Here is an 18183-nt window from a genome sequence, read left to right as displayed (position 1 = left end):
CGCCGGGTGGAACGATGCCTTCCTCTTCGAACTCCTCGGCCACATGCGATAGCCCTGCCCTTGCGGGGGAGGGAGCCTGCAGGGTGTGCTCAGCTCACATCGCGTCACAACCGAGTCCCCAATTCTTGGCGGGCACAGTGAGGGACGCACAGGCGGATGGGCTCCCTCCCCCCTTGCGGGGTCCGAGGCGAGCGAAGCTCGCTCTCGAGGCTGGGGAGAGGGGTGAGCCACGCGCGCCGATCGCAGACATGGCCCACGCTGCATCAACGCCGGCCAAGCACGCCCAACACAAACCCGCTATTCTGCGGTCGCCGATTCCCTCCTCACCGGTGACGCCATGCTGCGGGTTTCCCGCGACCTCACAATCGACGAGAACGACATCGAGATCGTGTTTGTCCGCGCCTCCGGCCCAGGCGGACAAAACGTCAACAAGGTCTCGACCGCCGCCCAGCTTCGCTTCGACACCAGGAAGATCGCGCTGCCGCCCGACGCCGCGCAACTGCTGGCGCGTCTGGCCGGCAGCCGCATGACCAAGGACGGCGTGATCGTGATCCAGGCCTTTCGCTTCCGGACGCAGGAGCGGAATCGGGCGGATGCGATCGAGCGGCTCGTCGAAATGTTGAAGAAAGCCCTGGTGCGGCCGACACCACGGCGACCGACCAAGCCGACGCTCGGCTCGAAGCAGCGCCGTCTCGAGGGCAAGAAGCGCCGCAGTGACATCAAGGCGCACCGCGGCGCGCGCGGTTTCGACGACTGATTCTCTTTGGCGACGTGAACCTGACGCCGGATGCAGCGCGCGCGAGGCGCGCTGCATCCAACGGTCGTTGGCTAGTACTTCTTGGTACCGGGTGCGGCTTCGGAACCAGTCGTCCCCTTGTGCGTACTGCTGCCGGCACCGACGGTGCCCCTGGTGCCGCTCTTGGCGGCAACGCCGCCCTTGTCGGTCGCCGCGCCGGACTGCGCGTTGAGTTCCTCGTCGGCGCTGCCTGACGGTGCGGTCTGCAACGTGCCGCGGTCCTGCATGCCGCCGCGCGTCTGGCTCTGGGTCGACATACCCTGCGCCATCACCGGGCCGGCGAGCAGTGCCGACACGGCAAACGCGACTGCGAAAGTCTTCGCTGATTTCATCCATTGCTCCTGGATATTGTTCGCGCGGGACAGCTCGGCGATTCCCGCCGCCGTCTGCTGCGCCGGACCTGCCCCTCACGCGTATTGATGACAACGCAAACGGCGCAAGCACCATGCAAGCTGCGTCGTGTGGAGATCGTGCAGGGTTTTCGCGGCTATTTCGCGGAATTGCGCTTCACATATGCGGCAGCGCGAGTTCCCCGCCGCTACATCCCGACTTCACTCGCGCACGAGATACTCGCGGATCATCGTCCCCGCGCGGTGAATGCGCGCCTTCACGCTCTCGCGGGTCAGCGAGAGTACGCCGGCAATCTCGTCGATCGACAGCTCCTCGATGTCACGCAGCAGGATCACCTCGCGATAGCGCTCCGGCAATGACTGGATGGCGCGGGAGAGGTCGATGCGGAGGTCCTCCGGGCGCAACAGGGCCAGCCGCGCATCGGTCTCCTCCATCTCGGTCTCGGTGCGCCCCGTCGCCCGGCGCAGCAGGCGAAGACAGGCCCGCCGCGCCACCGCGAACAGCCAGGCCGAGAACGAGGTCACCGCGCGCAGCGTCCCGACCCGCCGGTACAGCAGCAGGAGCGTTTCCTGCACGGCATCGTCGATGTCGGCGGCGCGGCAGTTGCGCGCGGCGTAGCGGCGGATGTCGGGCTGCGCGACCGATAACAGCGAGGTCAGCGCGTCCGCGTCGCCGCCGCGCGCCGCTTCGATCAACGCGGTTCGTGCCAACACGGTCATGGCGCCGGCAGCCTGCGGCCGACCATCGCGCACATCGGACAGAATCCGACAAAGCCCGTGAGGATCGCGACCGCGCCGCCGGCCGCGACCAGATAACCGACCGGCCCCGCTGCCAGGCCGACCAGGCCATAGCCGATCATGACCGCCCCCAAAATCGCCCGCACCGCCCGCTCCCAGCCCGGCAAATTCCTGCGATAGAACATGGCAACCCTCCCTATGTCAGCAAGGACCTCGATCGTCCTCGCGCCATAGAGCCACCCGGACCCGTTTTCGGTTCGCGCCGCCAACGGAAATTCTGGCAGCCGCTATTCCCTAGTCCGGGAACCGTTCGCGCGCGCCCCCGCTTTTGTTCTGCCGTGAAACAGCCCGCTACTACCACCGGCTGTTTTCAGCGCCCTACAGTTCCGGCACGCCAACGGTGATGGATATGACAAAGCTGCGCGCAGGATGGACGACCGGGCTGGGATTTTGCGGGGCAATGCTCCGTGCCCGCCGCCAAGCCACCCGATGGCGCAACGCTGTTCAAGCAGCAATGCGCGACCTGTCACACCACCAAAGCCTCCGATCCCGTCCGCCAGGGACCATCGCTCTACAAGATCGCCGGCCGGGCCGCGGGCAAGGCCGACGGTTTCAAATATTCGCCCGCGTTGGTGAAGGCGGATTTCGTCTGGGACGACGCCAAGCTCGACGCCTGGCTGACCAATCCGCAAGACCTCATCCCCGGCGCCGTGATGGCGTATCGGCAGGGCAAGGCCGAGACCCGCGCCCTGATCATCGCCTATCTGAAGGAGCTGAACTGAATGGCAAAACCCGTTCATTCGATGATCCGCGTGTTCGACGAGGCCAAATCGCTCGACTTCTATAAGCGCGCGTTCGGCCTCGACGTCGCCGATCACCTGAAATTCCGCGACTTCGCGCTGATCTATCTGCGCCATGCCTCCTCGCCCTTCGAAGTCGAACTCACGGTGAATTTCGACCGCAAGGAGCCCTACGCGCTCGGCGACGGCTACGGCCACCTCGCCGTTGTCGTCGATGACGTCGATGCCGAGCATGCGCGCTTCGAAAGGGAGAAGCTGTCGCCCGGACCGCTGCGCGACTTCAAGCATGACGGCAAGACGCTGGCGCGCTTCTTCTTCGTCTCCGATCCCGACGGCTACAAGATCGAGGTGATCCAGCGCGGCGGGCGCTTCGGTTAGAGCACAGCAATTGCACAATAAAAATCTACGGAGGAAACCATGAGAGAAGTCGATCGTCGCAGCAAATATGACCGCCGCGTCTTTCTCAAGGGCGCGGCCGCAACTGCACCTGCGGTCGCGATCGCGACCTCTACGGGGCTCGGCGTCACTGACGCCTGGGCCGAGGACGCGACGACGTTGACGCCGGCCGCGCTGAAGACGCTGTTGAAGATGGCGCGCGACATCTATCCGCACGATTTTCTCGGCGACAGCTACTACATCACCGCGGTCAAGCCGTGGGATGCGAAGGCCGCCAAGGACCCGGCCGTGAAATCACTGATCAACGACGGCGTCGCCAGGCTCGACCAGGAAGCCAACGACCGCCACAAGATGCCCTATGCGCAGGTCCCCTGGGAGAACGATCGCGTCGCGCTCTTGCAGCGGATCGAGCAGACCGCCTTCTTCCAGAAGATCCGCGGCGACCTGATCGTCTCGCTCTACAACCAGAAAGAGGTTTGGCCGAGGTTCGGTTACGAGGGCTCCTCCGCCGAGCATGGCGGCTACATCAACCGCGGCTTTGCCGACATCGACTGGCTGCCGAAGGTCTAGGCGTCGGGCAACGGAGGAAACACCATGGCAAAATTCGATCAGAATGACAGTGGCGTTGTCGTGATCGTCGGCTCCGGTGCCGGCGGCGGAACGCTCGGCAACGAGCTGGCGCAGAATGGCATCAAGGTCGTGATCCTGGAAGCCGGCGCACGCATCGAGAACCAGGATTTCGTCAACGACGAGTGGGAAAGCTTCAGCCAGCTCGCCTGGTCCGACATGCGCACCACCTCGGGGAGCTGGCGCGTCGCCAGGGATTTCCCGAACCTGCCGGCCTGGATCGTGAAGGCCGTCGGCGGCTCGACCACGCACTGGGCCGGCGCGTCGCTGCGCTTCGACGAGCACGAATTCAAGATCAAGTCGGCCTACGGCAACATCCCCGGCGCCAACCTGCTGGATTGGCCGATTACCCTCGCCGAGATGGAGCCGTATTACGCCAAGGCCGAGGATAAGATGGGCGTGACGCGCACCAACGGCATTCCCGGGCTGCCCGGCAACAACAATTTCAAGGTGCTGGAAGCCGGCGCCAAGAAGCTCGGCTACAAGGAGGTCCACACCGGACGGATGGCGATCAACAGCGAGCCGCGCGATGGCCGCGGATCGTGTCAGCAAATCGGCTTCTGCTTCCAGGGCTGCAAGACCGGCGCCAAATGGTCGACGCTCTACACCGAGATCCCGAAGGGCGAGGCCACCGGCAATCTCGAGGTGCGCCCGAACAGCATGGTGATCAAGATCGAGCACGACGCCTCCGGCAAGGTGACGGGCGTGGTGTACGCCGACGAGGCCGGCGCGATGCAGCGGCAGAAGGCCCGCGTGGTCTGCGTCGCCGGCAACTCAATCGAAAGCCCGCGGCTGTTGCTCAACAGCGCCTCGACCATGTTCCCGGATGGGCTCGCCAATTCATCCGGCCAGGTCGGCCGCAACTACATGCGGCACATGACCGGCAGCGTCTATGCCGTGTTCGAGAAGTCGGTGCACATGTATCGCGGCACCACCATGGCCGGCATCATCAGCGACGAGTCGAAGAACAATCCGAAGCGCGGCTTCGTCGGCGGCTACGAGATGGAGACGCTGTCGGTCGGACTGCCCTTCATGGCCGCGTTCCTCAACCCCGGCGCCTGGGGCCGTTCCTTCACGGCGGCGATGGAGGGCTATCCGCGGATGGCCGGCATGTGGCTGGTCGGCGAGGACATGCCGCAGGAGACCAACCGCATCACCCTCGACCCCAAGGCCAAGGACAAGTTCGGCATGCCGGTCGCGAGCGTACATTTCGACGACCATCCGAACGACATCGCGATGCGCGAGCACGCCTACAAGCAGGGGGCCGCGGTCTACGAGGCCGTCGGTGCGACCGTGACCTATCCGACCCCGCCCTATCCGAGCACGCATAATCTCGGCACTAACCGGATGAGCGAGAAGCCGCGCGATGGTGTGGTCAACAAGTTCGGCCAGACCCACGACATCAAGAACCTGTTCATCTCCGACGGCAGCCAGTTCACCTCGGGTGCCGCCTGCAACCCGACATTGACGATCGTGTCGCTGGCGATCCGCCAGGCCGACACCATCGCCGGCGCGATGCAGCGCAAGGAGATCTGATCAGGCGCTCTCCAAGATGAAGGCGGCTCTGCCTCCGGACAGAGCCGCCTTTTTCCTTGCGCGAGTGCGACAGAGTTCTATTCGGCCGCGTCGAGGATCGTCGCCGTTGCGCGATAGTCCGGGACGGTCGCGGGCGCCGCCGCTTTCGACCGATAGATCAGGCAGGAGCAGCGCAGCAGCGACGCAAAGTTGCTCACCTCGCCGTGATGGTCGAGCACCTCGTTGTGCAAGGTGGAGAGGAACTTGGCGAGCGTCATGCCCTCCTTCGCGGCGATCTCCTCCAGCGTGTCCCAGAACGACATTTCCAGCCGGATCGAGGTGCAATGGCCGTCGATCCGCAGCGAGCGGGTCTGCGATTCATAGTCGCGTTGCGGCTGGTGCGCGAACAGATGGCACATGGCGATCCTCCCGATCGGATTTATAATTTTTCCAAACGATATACCTGCGTCCGGGGCCTCACAATCGCCACGTAGGGCGTATCGAGCGACCGGCTGAAGACGAGCGTCTTCAAGGCGATACCATCCCCAGCAAAAGGCAGCCATTCTTGCCCCGCCCCATGCATTTGCCCGCACAGGCGTCTAGAATGGCGAAGGTCTCAAATCTGCACCTCAACGCGAACCCCATGCCCGTCCGTCAGCTTCCCGAACAGGTCGTCAACCGCATCGCCGCGGGCGAGGTGGTCGAGCGCCCCGCGAGCGTGGTCAAGGAGCTCGTCGAGAACGCGATCGACGCCGGCGCGAGCCGGATCGACGTCTTCACCGATGGCGGCGGGCGGCGGCGGATCGGCATCACCGATGACGGCAGCGGCATGACGCGGGACGATCTCGCGCTCGCGGTCGACCGCCACGCGACCTCCAAGCTCGATGACGAGGACCTCTTGCGTATCCGGACGCTCGGGTTCCGCGGCGAGGCCCTGCCCTCGATCGGCGCTGTGGCAAGGCTCGCCATCACCACGCGCCATGCCAGCGAGCCGCACGCCTGGTCGCTTTCGGTTGAAGGTGGAGAGAAATCCCCGATCATGCCGGCGGCACTCGGCCAGGGCACGCGCGTCGAGGTCAACGACCTGTTCTACGCGACGCCGGCGCGGTTGAAATTCCTGAAGACCGACCGCACCGAGGCGGAAGCGATCCGCGAGGTGGTTCGCCGCCTTGCGATGGCCCGTCCCGATATTGCCTTCACGCTGGCGGGCGAGGAGCGCGCGCCGGTCACCTGGGCCGCCGCGCTGCCGGGCGCCGCCGGCCGGCTGACCCGGCTCGGCGACATCCTCGGCGCCGACTTCCGCAGTTGCGCGATCGAGGTCCGCGCCGAGCGCGAGGGCGTCGTGGTCGAAGGCTTTGCTGCAGCCCCCTCGCTGACCCGCGCCAATGCGCTCGGGCAATATCTCTTCGTGAGTGGCCGTCCAGTGCGCGACAAGCTGATCCTCGGCGCGGTGCGCGCAGCCTATTCCGACTATCTGCCGCGCGACCGCCATCCGGTCGTCGCGCTGTTCGTCACCTGCGAGCCGCAGGAGGTGGATGCCAACGTGCATCCGGCCAAGACCGAGGTGCGGTTCCGCAACGCGGGCTTGGTGCGCGCGCTGATCGTGCATGCGCTGAAGGACGGCCTTGCGCGCGAGGGCAAGCGCACCGCCGCAAACACCGACGGTGCAGAACTACACGCATTTCGTCCTGCCTTCACACCACCGCCGCGCCCGGGCAATTGGGATTGGCGCAGCTCGCCGTCGTTCCCGGTCAACCCGGTGCGGTCGTTCGACGGCGCGGCTGCGGCCGCCTTCGCCGAGCCGGGACAGGCCGCATTCGACGTCGGCACGCCGACCGCCGATGTGCGCTTCGAGGCGGCCCCGGCGCCGGACCTGCTCGACCGCCCGCTCGGCGCGGCGCGCACGCAGATCCACGAGACCTACATCGTCTCGCAGACCCGCGACGGCCTGATCGTCGTGGACCAGCACGCCGCCCATGAGCGCATCGTCTATGAAAAGCTGAAGGCGTCGCTGGCGAAGAACGGCGTGCAGCGGCAGATCCTGTTGATCCCCGAGATCGTCGAGCTCGACGAGGCGACCGTCGAGAAGCTGCTCGATCGCGCCGAGGAGCTTGCCTCATTCGGGCTCGCGATCGAATCCTTCGGCCCCGGCGCGGTCGCGGTGCGCGAAACGCCGTCGCTGCTCGGCAAGGCCAATGCCGCCGGCCTGTTGCGCGATCTCGCCGAGCACATGGCCGAATGGGACGAGGCGCTGCCGCTCGAGCGCCGCCTGATGCATGTCGCCGCGACCATGGCCTGCCACGGTTCGGTCCGCGCCGGCCGCCGTCTCAAGCCGGAAGAGATGAACGCACTCTTGCGCGAGATGGAAGACACGCCGAACTCCGGCCAATGCAACCACGGCCGCCCGACCTATGTGGAATTGAAGCTGAGCGATATCGAGAAGCTGTTCGGGCGGCGGTAGTCGCGGCACACTCCGCTGTCATGGCCCGGCTCGATGTGCGGACCGGGGACATGGGTAACACCGTTCGGAGACATGGGTAACACATCGACGGCATGGAATGGCTCGGGAGGCCGGCATGCGGTGGCGTTACGCGCTCCGCAAAAACACGAACTCCGTATCGTCATACGCACGCCGTTCGAGCTCCTCGAACCCCTCGGGCGCCGCGAACGCCGCGGCCTTCGCCTCCTCGACCACCAGCAGCGCGCCAGCCGTCAGCCAGCCGCCATCGCGCAACGAGGCGAGCGCCTTCTCCGCCAGCCCCTTGCCATAGGGCGGATCGAGGAACACCAGCGAGAACGGCTCAACCGGATGCGCCGGTCCGAGATCGGTGGCGTCGCGGCGATAGACTTTTGTGACCCCGCCAAGGCCGAGCGACTCGACATTGTTGCGCAACAGCGCCCGTGCCTCCGCGCCATTATCCACGAACAGCGTGAACTTGGCCCCGCGCGATGATGCCTCAATGCCGAGCGCGCCGGTGCCGGCAAACAGATCGAGCACGCGCGCGTCCTCGATCGGGTTGTCATAGGCGTGGATCAGGATGTTGAACACGGACTCGCGCAGGCGGTCCGCGGTCGGGCGAATCTCGCGCGATGACGGCGACGCGAGATTGCGACCCTTCAATCGGCCCCCGACGACGCGCATCGACCCCTACTCGTCCCGCGGCTTGAGATCGCGCTTGCCGTGATAGCCGCGCTTGGGGCGGCGCGGCGGGCCGTAGCCGTTGGCTTCGTCCTCGTTGCGGGCGCGCGCTTCCTCGCTGCCGGTGCGCTGCACCAGCACGCGGCGTCCCTTGCGATCATTGATCAGCGCGCTCTTGTGCGCCGGCTTGAACGGCTTCTTACCGCGCGGTGCATCGTCGTCATCGGCCTCGCGCTGCTCCGGCCGGGTGAAATCGGCGCCGGCAAGCCGTGCAACCTTCTCGCCGAGCTGCTCGCGCAGCACCCGCGTCTTGACCTCCTCGACCTTGCCCTCTTCGAGCTCGCCGAGCTGGAACGGGCCGTAGGACACCCGGATCAACCGGTTCACCTCGAGGCCGAGATGCGCCATCACGTTGCGGACCTCGCGGTTCTTGCCTTCGCGGATCGCGAACACGACCCAGACATTGGCGCCCTGGTCGCGTTCCAGCGTCGCCTCGATCGGCCCGTATTTGACGCCGTCGACCTCGACACCCTTCTTCAGCTCGTCGAGCTGTGCCTGCGTCACCTCGCCATGCGCGCGCACGCGATAGCGGCGCAGCCAGCCGGTGTCAGGCAATTCCAGGGTGCGTGCGAGGCCGCCGTCATTGGTGAGCAGCAGCAGGCCCTCGGTGTTGAAATCGAGTCGGCCGATCGAGATCAACCGCGGCAAGCCCTCCGGCAGATTGTCGAACACCGTCGGCCGCCCCTCGGGGTCCGCATGCGTCGTCATCAGCCCGCGCGGCTTGTGGTACATGAACAACCGCGTCCGCTCGCGCGGCGGCAACGGCGTGCCATCGACGGCCACGACATCGTTCGCGGTGACATCGAGCGCGGGCGAATTGATCACGCGCCCGTTCACGGTGACGCGGCCCTGCGTCACCATCTCCTCGGCGTCGCGGCGCGAGGCGAGACCGGCACGCGCCAGCACCTTGGCAATGCGCTCGCCGGATTTCTTCGGCTTCGGCTCGGGACGCGTGCGCCTGTCGTCATAGGACCGTTCGCGATAGGCGCCGCGGCCGCCGAAGGCCGGGCGCTTCGCAAAAATCTTGCTGTCGTCCTCATTGTCGCGGCGTGGACGGTCGGAGAAGCGGCCTTCGCTGCGCGGATGCTCGTGCCAGTCCGTGCGCCCTTCGGGCCGCTCGCGCCGACGACTATCGCGACGCTCGCCGCCCTCATCATCACGCTGCCAGCGCGGCCGGCTGAATTTCGGCCGATCGCGGAACGGATGGTCGCCCTGCTCGCGATCCTCACGGCTGCGCGAAAAGCGCGGCCGCTCCTCGCCACCACGATCCTCGCGCGGCTTGCGGTCGCGCCTCTCCCAGGGTTTTAGATCGCCACGGTCGCGGCCTTCGAATTCGCGGTCGCGTCCGCGCCCACGGTCGTCGCGCTTGAAGCGCGGCTTGTCGCCAAAATCGCGGCGCGGCGCATCACCATCCTCGCGGCGGCGGAACGGCCGGCCTTCGCCCTTGTCGCCGAACGACCGCTTGTCGCGGTCGCCGCGCGAAAACTTCCTGTCCTCGAACTTGCGCTCGGCGCGGTCGCCGCGCGGGGCATAGGAGCGCTTCTCGCCATCCCGCTCGCCACGTGGCGTATAGGGACGCTTCTCGCGGTCGCGATCACCATAGGGACGCTTGTCGCCGAACTTCTTGTCGGAGAATCGTCCCGCGGGCCGTCCACCGCGGTCGCCGCGCGGGGCACGATCATCACGATCAAAGTCGCGTCGCTCGCCGCGCGGCTTGAACGCGCGCTTCTCGCCATCGTCGCGCCCGCGATCATCGCGTTTGAAGCGCGGCCGGTCGCCATATTCGCGGCGCGGCGCGTCGCCGTCCTCACGGCGGCGGAACGGCCGGCCCTCGCCCTTGTCGCCGAACGACCGCTTGCCGCGGTCGCCCTTGTCGCCAAAGCTGCGCTTGCCGAACGGCTTGTCGGACCCGCGGGCGCCGCCCGAGCGGCCCTTGCCGGGAGCGCCACGGTCACGCCGGCCGCGCGGGGAATCGTTGTGTTTGTCGCTGTCGCGGGGCATGAAAGTCTCACTTGGGTAAAGATCAAACGGCCATGCGCCCGCTGTCGGGCGGCGCTCCAAAAGCCGGTATCCACGTTGGCTGAAGGCGAAGCTAGTAGCAGGTTTCTTCCGATGATACGAGGCATGTCGGCCCCTTCTTTCATGGATTTGGCGCTGAAAACGGCCGAAAACGCCGGAAAATCGGGCGAAGTTCCGATCGGATGCGTCGTCGTGCGGGGTTATGAGGTCATCGCCGCCGCCGGCAACCGGACGCTGACCGACCGCGACCCCACCGCCCATGCCGAGATTCTGGCGATCCGGCAGGCTGCGGATGCCATCGGCACCGAGCGGCTGGTCGATTGCGACCTCTACGTGACCCTCGAACCCTGCACCATGTGCGCCGGGGCGATCTCGTTCGCACGGATCCGGCGGCTCTATTACGGCGCCGCCGACCCCAAGGGCGGCGCCGTCGAGTCCGGGGTACGCTTTTTCGCGCAGCCGACCTGCCACCACGTGCCGGAGGTCTACGGCGCGGTCGGTGAGCGCGAGGCGGCGACGCTGCTGAAGGATTTTTTCAGGGAACGGCGGTAGTCCCCTTTCTAGTCCGTAGCCCGGATGCAAGCGAAGCGCAATCCGGGGGCCATCGCGGAAGCCGTCCCGGATTTCGCTTCGCTGCATCCGGGCTACGTGGGCTCTTTCAAGGAACGCCAGTAATACGGCCGTCATTGCGAGCGAAGCGAAGCAATCCACCTCTCCATGCAGGGATGGATTGCTTCGTCCGCTTCGCTCCTCGCAATGACGGCAAACTACCCCGCCAGGAAAAACTCCCGCAACAATTTCGCGGTCGCCTCCGGATTCTCCTCGGTCAAAAAATGCCCGGAATCGACCGGCGCGCCTGACACATTCGTCGCCCATGTCTTCCAGGTATCGAGCGGCGTGGTCGCGGCGCTGGCAACGCCGGCGTCGCCCCATAGGGCCAGCATCGGGACGGTGATCTTGTTGCCGGCGTCGAGATCGGCCTTGTCGATCTCATAGTCGGCATAGGCGCCGGCGCGGTAGTCCTCGCACATCGCGTGGATGCGCGCAGGGTCGCGGAACGGCGCGAGATAGTGCGCAAGCGCGCGCGGATCGATGGCGTCCAGCGTTTTGCTCTTGGTCTGGCTCGCCATCTTCTCCTTGAGGAAGAACTCGCCGTGGCCCGAGATCAACGTCTCCGGCAGCGGATAGGGCTGCGCCAGAAACGACCAATGGTAGATCTTCAGCGCGGACAGCCGGTTCAGCCTTTCCCAGTAGTCGTAGGTCGGCGCGATATCGAGCACGGCAAGCTTCGACAGCCGGCCGGGATGGTCGAGCGCCAGGCGGTACGACACCCGGCCGCCGCGGTCATGGCCGGCGAGCGCGAAATGGACGTGGCCGAGCTGCTCCATGGCCTCGACCATGGTCTTCGCCCACGCCCGCTTGGTGTAGGGGGTGTGGTCCTTGTCGCTGTCAGGCATGTCGGACCAGCCATAGCCCGGCAGGTCGGCGATGATCAGCGTGAACCTGTCGTCGAGCTTTGGCGCGACGCGGTGCCACATCACATGCGTCTCGGAAAATCCGTGCAGCAGCAACAGCGGCGGCCCCTTGCCGCCGATGCGGGCGAAGATCCGGCCCTGCGAGGTGTTGATCCATTCGGAGGCATAGCCGGGAAAAAGATCAGCGAGATCAGGCATCATTGGCTCCTTCTCGCGGCGCGTCCCGCTTCAAACATTGTTTGGCGTTGCCGCTGGCCGGAGCGAGGTTTATGCCATCCAGCAAGGCAAGCCATCAAGAACAAGAGGAAACGTCATGATCGATTTCGAAATCCCGGCCGAAGCCAAGGCGATCCGCGAGAAGGTGCGCAAATTCGTCCACGACGAGTGCATCCCCGCGGAGAAGGAACTCGACACCAAGTCGCTCGCCGAGGTGCTCGGTCCCCTGCGGAAGAAGGCCCGCGCGCAGGGGCTCTGGTGCCCATTCGTGCCGAAGGAGTATGGCGGTATGGGCCTTGGGCCGCTGGCGAACGCGCTGGTGCAGATGGAGCTCGGCGAAAGCATGCTCGGCGCGCTTTCGATGAACACGCAGGGGCCTGACGACGCCTCGATGATGACGATCCTCGCGCACGGCACGGAGTACCAGAAGGAGAAGTTCCTGAAACCGCTGTTGAACGGCGACAAGCGCATCTGCTTCTCGATGACCGAGAAGGCCGCCGGCGCCGATGCCACCGGCATGCAGACCACGGCGGTGAAAGACGGCAACGAGAACTACATCCTCAACGGCGAAAAGTGGTTCTCGTCGTCCGCAAGCGTCGCCGATCTCGCGCTGGTGATGGCGAAGACCGATCCGAACGCGCCGCGCCACAAGCAATATTCGACCTTCATCGTCGAGCTGCCGAACCCCGGCTACCGCATCAAGCGCAACGTGCCGAACATGGCGATCGAAGGACCGCATGACGACGTGATCCATGGCGGCCATTCCGAGATCGAGATTAAGGACCTGAAGGTACCGGCCGACAATCTGCTCGGCGGCGAGGGCAACGGCTTCAACATGGGCCAGCACCGCCTCGCCTATGGCCGGCTGCGCCACGGCATGCACAACGTCGCCAAGGCGCAGCGCGCGCTCGACATGGCGGTCGCCCACGTCACCAAGCGCTCGACCTTCGGCTCGCTGCTGGCTGACCGGCAGGCGGTGCAATTCATGCTCGCCGACTGCGCGAGCGAGCTCTATATCGGCCGGCTGATGCTGTTGCACATCGCCTACAAGGCGGAGAAAGGCCTCGACATCCGCCAGGAAAACTCGATCGCAAAGATTTTCCATGCGCATATGGTGCACAAGGTGATCGACACCGCGATCCAGCTCCACGGCGCGCTCGGCTTCAGCCAGGATACGCCGCTCGCGAAATGGTACACGCAGGTGCGCTCGCAGCGATTGGTCGACGGTCCGGACGAGGTGCACAAGTGGAAGATCGGCAAGAACGTCATCAAGGCGTTCCGCGAGCACGGCACCACGGCAAGCGCGGCCGGCGGCGATTTGTTGTAGCCATCGTCACAGCGCGTCCCACACGCTCAACCGTCATTGCCGGGCTTGACCCGGCAATCCATCCTGCAGAACAGATTGTTTCGAAGGCGATCGATGCGCGGGCCAAGCCCGCGCATGAGGCAAGTGGAGCGAGCTAACCCTTTGCCTTTTCCTGCTCCACCGCCTGCGAGGCGATGTCGCGGCGGAAGAAGCCGTCGGGCCATTTGATGCGGTCGACCGCGGCATAGGCGCGGTCCCTCGCCTCGGTGACGGTCTTGCCCATCGCGCAGACGTTCAGCACGCGCCCGCCATTGGCGAGGATGGCGCCATCCTTGGCCACCGTGCCGGCATGGAAGATTTCAACGCCTTCGATGGTCGCAGCATCGTCCAGCCCGTCGATCCGCGTGCCCTTGGCATAGTCGCCGGGATAGCCTTTCGCGGCCATCACCACCGTTAGCGCCGACTCGGGATACCAGCGCAGATCGAAATTCCGCAGTTGCCCGTCGCAGGCGGCAAGGAACGCCGGCACGATGTCCGACATCATCCTGAGCATCAGCACCTGGGTTTCAGGATCGCCGAAGCGGACATTGTATTCGAACAGCTTCGGACCCTGCGCGGTCAGCATGATGCCGGCATAGAGCACCCCCTTGAACGGAATGCCGCGGCTCTTCATGCCTGCAACGGTCGGCAGGATGATCCGCGCCATGATCTGGTCGTGGATCTCGGGCGTTACGAACGGCGTCGGCGAATAGGCGCCCATGCCGCCTGTGTTCGGGCCCTCGTCGTGATCGAACACCCGCTTGTGGTCCTGCGCGGAGGCGAGCGGGATCGCGGTGTCGCCGTCGCAGAGCGCGAAGAAGCTGACCTCGCGACCCGACAAGAACTCCTCGATCACGAGCTCGGCGCCGGCCGTGCCGAACCCGCCCTCGAACATCATCGTGATCGCGGCCTCGGCTTCGGCCAACGTCTGAGCGACCACGACGCCCTTGCCGGCGGCGAGCCCGTCGGCCTTGACCACGATCGGCACGCCCTGCGCACGGACATAGGCGAGCGCATCATTCGCATTATCGAACCGGCGATAGGCGCCGGTCGGAATGTTGAACTCGCTGCACAAATCCTTGGTGAAGCCTTTCGAGCCCTCGAGCTGGGCGGCCTGCTTGCTCGGCCCGAACGCCTTGATGCCGGCGGCGGCGAGATCATCGACAATGCCGGCCGCCAACGGCGTCTCCGGCCCGACCACCACCAGGTCCACCGCGTTGCGCTTGCAGAATTCGATCACCGCCGCATGGTCGGCGACATTGACCGCCACGCACTCGGCTTCGCGGGCGATCCCCGCATTGCCCGGCGCGCACCAGAGCTTCGTCAGCAGCGGGGACGCCGCGATCTTCCACGCCAGAGCATGTTCGCGGCCGCCGGAACCGAGCAGGAGAATGTTCATCAGATGCAAGCTCAAAAGGGGTGTAAGACCCGTGTCGGTCGCACGAATCTCCCGTCCGCCGCAAGGGGCGAGAATGCCGATTCCCCCGTCATTCCAGGGCAGACGAGGACGGCTTGCCGGCAATGATCTCCTGCAGTGTCGCGACGTGGCGGGCGAAGGCCCCACGGCCTGCGGCGGTTGCCGTCACCGTGGTTTGCGGCTTCTTCCCGACGAAGGCCTTTTCGACGGAAACATAGCCAGCCTTGGCCAGCGTCTCGATATGAGCGCCGAGATTGCCGTCGGTCGCCCCGGTCAGCTTCTTCAGCCGCGCGAATTCGAGCCCGGCCGTGGCCGGCAAGGCATTGAGTGCTGCCATGATCCGCAGCCGCAGCGGCTGGTGGATGATCTCGTCGAGGTCGAACATCGCTTCAGATCCGGCGCATCCAGAGGCCACCGAGGAGGAGCGCGCCGCCATGCACCACCGCCATCCACAACAGGAGCGCCGGGCCGGCGGCGTAGAAGTAGCCGGTCACGATCAGGGCGCTGGTGCAGAGCGCGATCACGATGAACGCGTAGCCGAACCACAGGCCGGCCAGCGCGTAGAACAGCATGGAAAACACCGGCCAGAACACCAGCGTCTGGCGCGGTCCGAAATGGCCCAGCACGACCGAGCAGAAGATGCCGAACGCGATGAACAGCAGGAATGCCATCGCCAATCGGATGGCGAAGGCGCGCGCCCCCGGGCCAACACCGCTGAAGGAAGCGATTCCGACTGAGCCGGCAATCCCGACAAGATCGATGACGAGCCAGATCCCATAGCCCCGCCACGGCCCTGTGTAGTTGGCGATGTATCCCAGGAACGCCAATACGCCCCACTGATGAGGATGAGGCTGGATATCCGATAGATTTGCGATTGACGCACGCGCCGGACGACATCGTTGATGTCGTTCAGCGCAGCGCTTGCCTGCTCGCTGTCGATCATGACGGCACTCCACCCTGCTCGACCAGCTTGGCGGAAACCGACCGCGCTTCCGCTGGTGCCCGATACTTTCCAATCAAGACAAAAGCGATTGCCATCGTCACGATCGACAGGACCAACGCCGCAAACCCGATCTGCCCGCGGGTCGTCAACGGCAACAGCCGCGCCGCGATCTCCGTCGCGGCGGCCGATATCAGCGACACGTAGGACCAGGAGATGAAGTAATAGTGCGTCAATTTCCAGTTCGCTGGCCGCGGGCTGCGCAGCAGCGGAACGATCGCCAGCACAATGCAGACGAAGTTTCCGATCGCGCCGGCATGGAACAGGTTGAAGTTACCGCTGAATCGATAGACCAGCATCGCGGTCCCGTCGGTGACCAGCATCGCATAGACGTAGAGATAGCCGCGTGCGCGATGGCCGGCGCCGCGTTTCGGGCGAAGGAACTGGATCAGCCCGGCGGCGATGCACAGCAAAGCCAGAACGGCGTGGATCGTGCCTGCAAAGGTGAGATTGTGGATCAAGCGTCAGCCCTCCAAGTCATCTCACAGCCCAATTCAATAGAGAACTCTGTATCACAGAGTATATGGACAAACAAGCCCTTGGATTGGCGATAGCCGGCAAAAGCCCCTACCTTGCTCTGAAGCACAACTCAGCCGAATCACTGGACATGACTGCCGCGCCAAACCTCGTGAACGCGCCCGAATTTACCGTTTCGGAACTATCATCCGCCCTGAAGCGGACGGTGGAGGATCGCTTCGGCCATGTCCGCGTGCGCGGCGAGATTTCCGGCTTCCGCGGGCCGCACTCCTCCGGCCACTGCTATTTCGCGCTGAAGGACGAGAGCGCGAAGATCGAGGCGGTGATCTGGAAGTTCGCCCACGCCCGCATGCGGTTCAAGCCACAGGAGGGGCTCGAGGTCATCGCCACCGGCAAGCTGACCACCTATCCGAACTCGTCGAAATACCAGATCGTCATCGAGTCGCTGGAACCCGCCGGCGTCGGCGCGCTGATGGCGCTGATGGAGGAGCGCAAGAAGAAACTCGCGGCCGAAGGCCTGTTCGACGAGGCGCGCAAGCAGCTTCTGCCTTGGCTGCCGGAAGTGATCGGCGTCGTCACCTCGCCGACCGGCGCTGTCATCCGCGACATCCTGCATCGCCTTGAGGACCGCTTTCCCCGCCGCGTCCTGGTCTGGCCGGTGAAGGTGCAGGGCGAAGGTTCCGCCGAGCAGGTCGCAGCCGCAATCCGCGGGTTCAATGCGTTGCCCGAGGGCGGCCGCATCCCGCGCCCCGATCTGCTCATCGTCGCGCGCGGCGGCGGCTCGCTGGAGGATCTCTGGTCGTTCAACGAGGAGATCGTGGTCCGCGCCGCCGCTGACAGCCATATCCCGCTGATCTCGGCGGTCGGCCACGAGACCGACATCACGCTGATCGATTTTGTCGCCGACAAGCGCGCGCCGACGCCGACGGCCGCCGCCGAGATGGCGGTGCCGGTGCGGGCCGAGCTGTTCGTCGAGGTCACAGCGCTCGCCCGCCGCACCATGGTGTGCTGGCAGCGCGCCCAGGAAGCCCGCCGCAACGAGCTGCGCGCCGCCGCGCGCGCGCTGCCGGCGGCAAGCGAATTGCTCGCAATCCCCAGGCAGCGGCTCGATCATCTCGGCGCCGCGCTGCCGCGCGGGTTGAAGGCCAACACCCACGCCCATTTCCGCCGCTTCGCCGCGAGCAGCGCCCGGCTGACCATCGGCGTGCTGCGCGGCCAGGTCGCGCATGCGCGGCAGCGGCTCACCGTGTCGGGCGAACGCATCAACCTGTCGGCGCGCACGCTGCTGCACCGCCGGCGCGAGCGCTTTGCCGGGCTCGAGATCCGGCTCAAGGCCTCGAAGCTCGCCAATGCCCAGGCCCAGCGCAACGCGATCGCTCGCGACCTCGAGCGCACCCACCGCCTTGCCGAGCGCGCCCGCCGCGCACTGGTAACGACAATGCAGCGGCTGGAGGCGCGTGTTGCCCATAGCGGGCAGTTGCTGTCGGCGCTGTCCTATCGCGGCGTGCTGGCGCGCGGTTTTGCGCTGGTGCGCGACGAGCGCGGCCATGCGGTTCATTCCGCTGCCGCCGTCGGACCGAATGCCAATCTCTCGATCGAGTTCGCCGACGGCCGCGTGGCGGCCACCGCCGACGCCGATCGTCCGCCTGCGAAGTCGACACCCGCCGGCGAGCCTAAGGCGCCGCGTGAGGCGAAGCCGGCGGCGCCGAAGCGTGTGGTGAAGCCGGTCGATCAGGGCAGCCTGTTCTGATCCGCTAGGAGCCTGTCTGAGTAGTGACTGGTCAAGAGGGTGCGAGTCTGATTCCCTACGTAG

Annotated in this window: 20 protein-coding genes; 9 read left to right on the top strand and 11 right to left on the bottom strand. The window is 65.7% G+C overall.

Annotation, left to right across the window (positions count from 1 at the left end; genetic code table 11):
- Window positions 1–337: 337 nt before the first annotated feature.
- Window positions 338–757, top strand: a complete 420-nt coding sequence (gene arfB / locus ACFFWD_RS07230; RefSeq protein WP_376962903.1) for an alternative ribosome rescue aminoacyl-tRNA hydrolase ArfB — start codon at window positions 338–340, stop codon at window positions 755–757.
- Window positions 758–828: 71 nt separating this feature from the next.
- Here the strand turns inward: arfB and ACFFWD_RS07225 are convergent, their stop codons facing one another.
- The 3 genes from ACFFWD_RS07225 to ACFFWD_RS07215 all read right to left on the bottom strand — a co-directional run bounded on the left by ACFFWD_RS07225 (window position 829) and on the right by ACFFWD_RS07215 (window position 2069).
- Complete coding sequence (locus ACFFWD_RS07225; protein ID WP_376962901.1) at window positions 829–1128, bottom strand: hypothetical protein; 300 nt, start codon at window positions 1126–1128, stop codon at window positions 829–831.
- A 219-nt stretch (window positions 1129–1347) separates the two neighbouring features.
- The gene (locus ACFFWD_RS07220) at window positions 1348–1866 is read right to left on the bottom strand and encodes an RNA polymerase sigma factor (protein ID WP_376962899.1); all 519 of its coding nucleotides are present in this window, start codon (window positions 1864–1866) and stop codon (window positions 1348–1350) included.
- Window positions 1863–2069 carry a YgaP family membrane protein gene (locus ACFFWD_RS07215; RefSeq protein ID WP_376962898.1) on the bottom strand — a complete coding sequence of 69 codons (207 nt, stop codon included), beginning with the start codon at window positions 2067–2069 and terminating at the stop codon, window positions 1863–1865. The genes ACFFWD_RS07220 and ACFFWD_RS07215 overlap by 4 nt, the downstream gene beginning before the upstream one ends.
- Before the next feature lie 282 nt (window positions 2070–2351).
- On the opposite strand from ACFFWD_RS07215, the gene ACFFWD_RS07210 reads away from it, so the two are divergent.
- Genes ACFFWD_RS07210 through ACFFWD_RS07195 form a run of 4 tightly spaced genes read left to right on the top strand, consistent with a single transcriptional unit; the run spans window position 2352 to window position 5243 of the window.
- Entirely contained in the window at window positions 2352–2666 is a 315-nt protein-coding gene (locus ACFFWD_RS07210) for a c-type cytochrome (RefSeq protein WP_376962896.1), read from the top strand.
- The gene (locus ACFFWD_RS07205) at window positions 2667–3062 is read left to right on the top strand and encodes a VOC family protein (RefSeq protein ID WP_376962894.1); all 396 of its coding nucleotides are present in this window, start codon (window positions 2667–2669) and stop codon (window positions 3060–3062) included.
- A 39-nt stretch (window positions 3063–3101) separates the two neighbouring features.
- Window positions 3102–3650, top strand: a complete 549-nt coding sequence (locus ACFFWD_RS07200; RefSeq protein ID WP_376962892.1) for a gluconate 2-dehydrogenase subunit 3 family protein — start codon at window positions 3102–3104, stop codon at window positions 3648–3650.
- Between the two features lie 24 nt (window positions 3651–3674).
- Window positions 3675–5243, top strand: coding sequence for a GMC family oxidoreductase (locus ACFFWD_RS07195; protein ID WP_376962890.1), 1569 nt, complete (start codon window positions 3675–3677; stop codon window positions 5241–5243).
- Between the two features lie 77 nt (window positions 5244–5320).
- Here the strand turns inward: ACFFWD_RS07195 and ACFFWD_RS07190 are convergent, their stop codons facing one another.
- Window positions 5321–5641 (bottom strand): ribbon-helix-helix domain-containing protein, encoded by a 321-nt coding sequence (locus ACFFWD_RS07190; protein WP_376962888.1) that lies wholly within the window; start codon window positions 5639–5641, stop codon window positions 5321–5323.
- Window positions 5642–5865: 224 nt separating this feature from the next.
- Here ACFFWD_RS07190 and mutL point away from each other — a divergent pair, with 224 nt between their 5' ends.
- Window positions 5866–7683, top strand: coding sequence for a DNA mismatch repair endonuclease MutL (gene mutL, locus ACFFWD_RS07185; protein WP_376962907.1), 1818 nt, complete (start codon window positions 5866–5868; stop codon window positions 7681–7683).
- A gap of 126 nt (window positions 7684–7809) precedes the next feature.
- Here the strand turns inward: mutL and rsmD are convergent, their stop codons facing one another.
- On the bottom strand, window positions 7810–8364 hold the full coding sequence (gene rsmD / locus ACFFWD_RS07180) for a 16S rRNA (guanine(966)-N(2))-methyltransferase RsmD (protein ID WP_376962886.1): 555 nt from the start codon (window positions 8362–8364) through the stop codon (window positions 7810–7812).
- A gap of 6 nt (window positions 8365–8370) precedes the next feature.
- Window positions 8371–10422, bottom strand: coding sequence for a pseudouridine synthase (locus tag ACFFWD_RS07175; RefSeq protein WP_376962884.1), 2052 nt, complete (start codon window positions 10420–10422; stop codon window positions 8371–8373).
- 111 nt (window positions 10423–10533) lie between these two features.
- On the opposite strand from ACFFWD_RS07175, the gene ACFFWD_RS07170 reads away from it, so the two are divergent.
- On the top strand, window positions 10534–10992 hold the full coding sequence (locus ACFFWD_RS07170) for a nucleoside deaminase (RefSeq protein ID WP_376962905.1): 459 nt from the start codon (window positions 10534–10536) through the stop codon (window positions 10990–10992).
- Between the two features lie 215 nt (window positions 10993–11207).
- Here ACFFWD_RS07170 and ACFFWD_RS07165 read toward each other — a convergent pair whose 3' ends face one another.
- Window positions 11208–12113, bottom strand: a complete 906-nt coding sequence (locus tag ACFFWD_RS07165) for an alpha/beta fold hydrolase (protein ID WP_376962882.1) — start codon at window positions 12111–12113, stop codon at window positions 11208–11210.
- A 115-nt stretch (window positions 12114–12228) separates the two neighbouring features.
- On the opposite strand from ACFFWD_RS07165, the gene ACFFWD_RS07160 reads away from it, so the two are divergent.
- The gene (locus ACFFWD_RS07160) at window positions 12229–13458 is read left to right on the top strand and encodes an acyl-CoA dehydrogenase family protein (RefSeq protein WP_376962880.1); all 1230 of its coding nucleotides are present in this window, start codon (window positions 12229–12231) and stop codon (window positions 13456–13458) included.
- Between the two features lie 133 nt (window positions 13459–13591).
- Here ACFFWD_RS07160 and purD read toward each other — a convergent pair whose 3' ends face one another.
- The 4 genes from purD to ACFFWD_RS07140 all read right to left on the bottom strand — a co-directional run bounded on the left by purD (window position 13592) and on the right by ACFFWD_RS07140 (window position 16354).
- Window positions 13592–14875 (bottom strand): phosphoribosylamine--glycine ligase, encoded by a 1284-nt coding sequence (gene purD / locus ACFFWD_RS07155; protein ID WP_376962878.1) that lies wholly within the window; start codon window positions 14873–14875, stop codon window positions 13592–13594.
- A gap of 88 nt (window positions 14876–14963) precedes the next feature.
- On the bottom strand, window positions 14964–15278 hold the full coding sequence (locus tag ACFFWD_RS07150) for a winged helix-turn-helix domain-containing protein (protein ID WP_376962876.1): 315 nt from the start codon (window positions 15276–15278) through the stop codon (window positions 14964–14966).
- A gap of 4 nt (window positions 15279–15282) precedes the next feature.
- A complete protein-coding gene (locus ACFFWD_RS07145; RefSeq protein WP_376962874.1) occupies window positions 15283–15720 on the bottom strand; it encodes a hypothetical protein in 438 nt (145 codons plus the stop codon).
- 112 nt (window positions 15721–15832) lie between these two features.
- Window positions 15833–16354 carry a DUF2306 domain-containing protein gene (locus ACFFWD_RS07140; protein ID WP_376962872.1) on the bottom strand — a complete coding sequence of 174 codons (522 nt, stop codon included), beginning with the start codon at window positions 16352–16354 and terminating at the stop codon, window positions 15833–15835.
- A gap of 146 nt (window positions 16355–16500) precedes the next feature.
- On the opposite strand from ACFFWD_RS07140, the gene xseA reads away from it, so the two are divergent.
- Window positions 16501–18120, top strand: a complete 1620-nt coding sequence (gene xseA / locus ACFFWD_RS07135; protein ID WP_376962870.1) for an exodeoxyribonuclease VII large subunit — start codon at window positions 16501–16503, stop codon at window positions 18118–18120.
- Window positions 18121–18183: the final 63 nt, after the last annotated feature.

The sequence above is a fragment of the Bradyrhizobium erythrophlei genome, from assembly GCF_042430365.1.
In the GTDB taxonomy this organism is placed as follows: domain Bacteria; phylum Pseudomonadota; class Alphaproteobacteria; order Rhizobiales; family Xanthobacteraceae; genus Bradyrhizobium; species Bradyrhizobium erythrophlei.
The sequence above is the reverse complement of the archived record's forward strand: the minus strand, read 5'-3'. Positions and strand labels throughout refer to the sequence as shown.

What these genes read in the sequence shown, in the direction of transcription:
- arfB (WP_376962903.1), top strand. Translation starts at nt 338, where the DNA reads ATGCTGCGGGTTTCCCGCGACCTCACAATCGACGAGAACGACATCGAG.
- ACFFWD_RS07225 (WP_376962901.1), bottom strand. Translation starts at nt 1,128, where the DNA reads ATGAAATCAGCGAAGACTTTCGCAGTCGCGTTTGCCGTGTCGGCACTG.
- ACFFWD_RS07220 (WP_376962899.1), bottom strand. Translation starts at nt 1,866, where the DNA reads ATGACCGTGTTGGCACGAACCGCGTTGATCGAAGCGGCGCGCGGCGGC.
- ACFFWD_RS07215 (WP_376962898.1), bottom strand. Translation starts at nt 2,069, where the DNA reads ATGTTCTATCGCAGGAATTTGCCGGGCTGGGAGCGGGCGGTGCGGGCG.
- ACFFWD_RS07205 (WP_376962894.1), top strand. Translation starts at nt 2,667, where the DNA reads ATGGCAAAACCCGTTCATTCGATGATCCGCGTGTTCGACGAGGCCAAA.
- ACFFWD_RS07200 (WP_376962892.1), top strand. Translation starts at nt 3,102, where the DNA reads ATGAGAGAAGTCGATCGTCGCAGCAAATATGACCGCCGCGTCTTTCTC.
- ACFFWD_RS07195 (WP_376962890.1), top strand. Translation starts at nt 3,675, where the DNA reads ATGGCAAAATTCGATCAGAATGACAGTGGCGTTGTCGTGATCGTCGGC.
- ACFFWD_RS07190 (WP_376962888.1), bottom strand. Translation starts at nt 5,641, where the DNA reads ATGTGCCATCTGTTCGCGCACCAGCCGCAACGCGACTATGAATCGCAG.
- mutL (WP_376962907.1), top strand. Translation starts at nt 5,866, where the DNA reads ATGCCCGTCCGTCAGCTTCCCGAACAGGTCGTCAACCGCATCGCCGCG.
- rsmD (WP_376962886.1), bottom strand. Translation starts at nt 8,364, where the DNA reads ATGCGCGTCGTCGGGGGCCGATTGAAGGGTCGCAATCTCGCGTCGCCG.
- ACFFWD_RS07175 (WP_376962884.1), bottom strand. Translation starts at nt 10,422, where the DNA reads ATGCCCCGCGACAGCGACAAACACAACGATTCCCCGCGCGGCCGGCGT.
- ACFFWD_RS07170 (WP_376962905.1), top strand. Translation starts at nt 10,534, where the DNA reads ATGATACGAGGCATGTCGGCCCCTTCTTTCATGGATTTGGCGCTGAAA.
- ACFFWD_RS07165 (WP_376962882.1), bottom strand. Translation starts at nt 12,113, where the DNA reads ATGCCTGATCTCGCTGATCTTTTTCCCGGCTATGCCTCCGAATGGATC.
- ACFFWD_RS07160 (WP_376962880.1), top strand. Translation starts at nt 12,229, where the DNA reads ATGATCGATTTCGAAATCCCGGCCGAAGCCAAGGCGATCCGCGAGAAG.
- purD (WP_376962878.1), bottom strand. Translation starts at nt 14,875, where the DNA reads ATGAACATTCTCCTGCTCGGTTCCGGCGGCCGCGAACATGCTCTGGCG.
- ACFFWD_RS07150 (WP_376962876.1), bottom strand. Translation starts at nt 15,278, where the DNA reads ATGTTCGACCTCGACGAGATCATCCACCAGCCGCTGCGGCTGCGGATC.
- xseA (WP_376962870.1), top strand. Translation starts at nt 16,501, where the DNA reads ATGACTGCCGCGCCAAACCTCGTGAACGCGCCCGAATTTACCGTTTCG.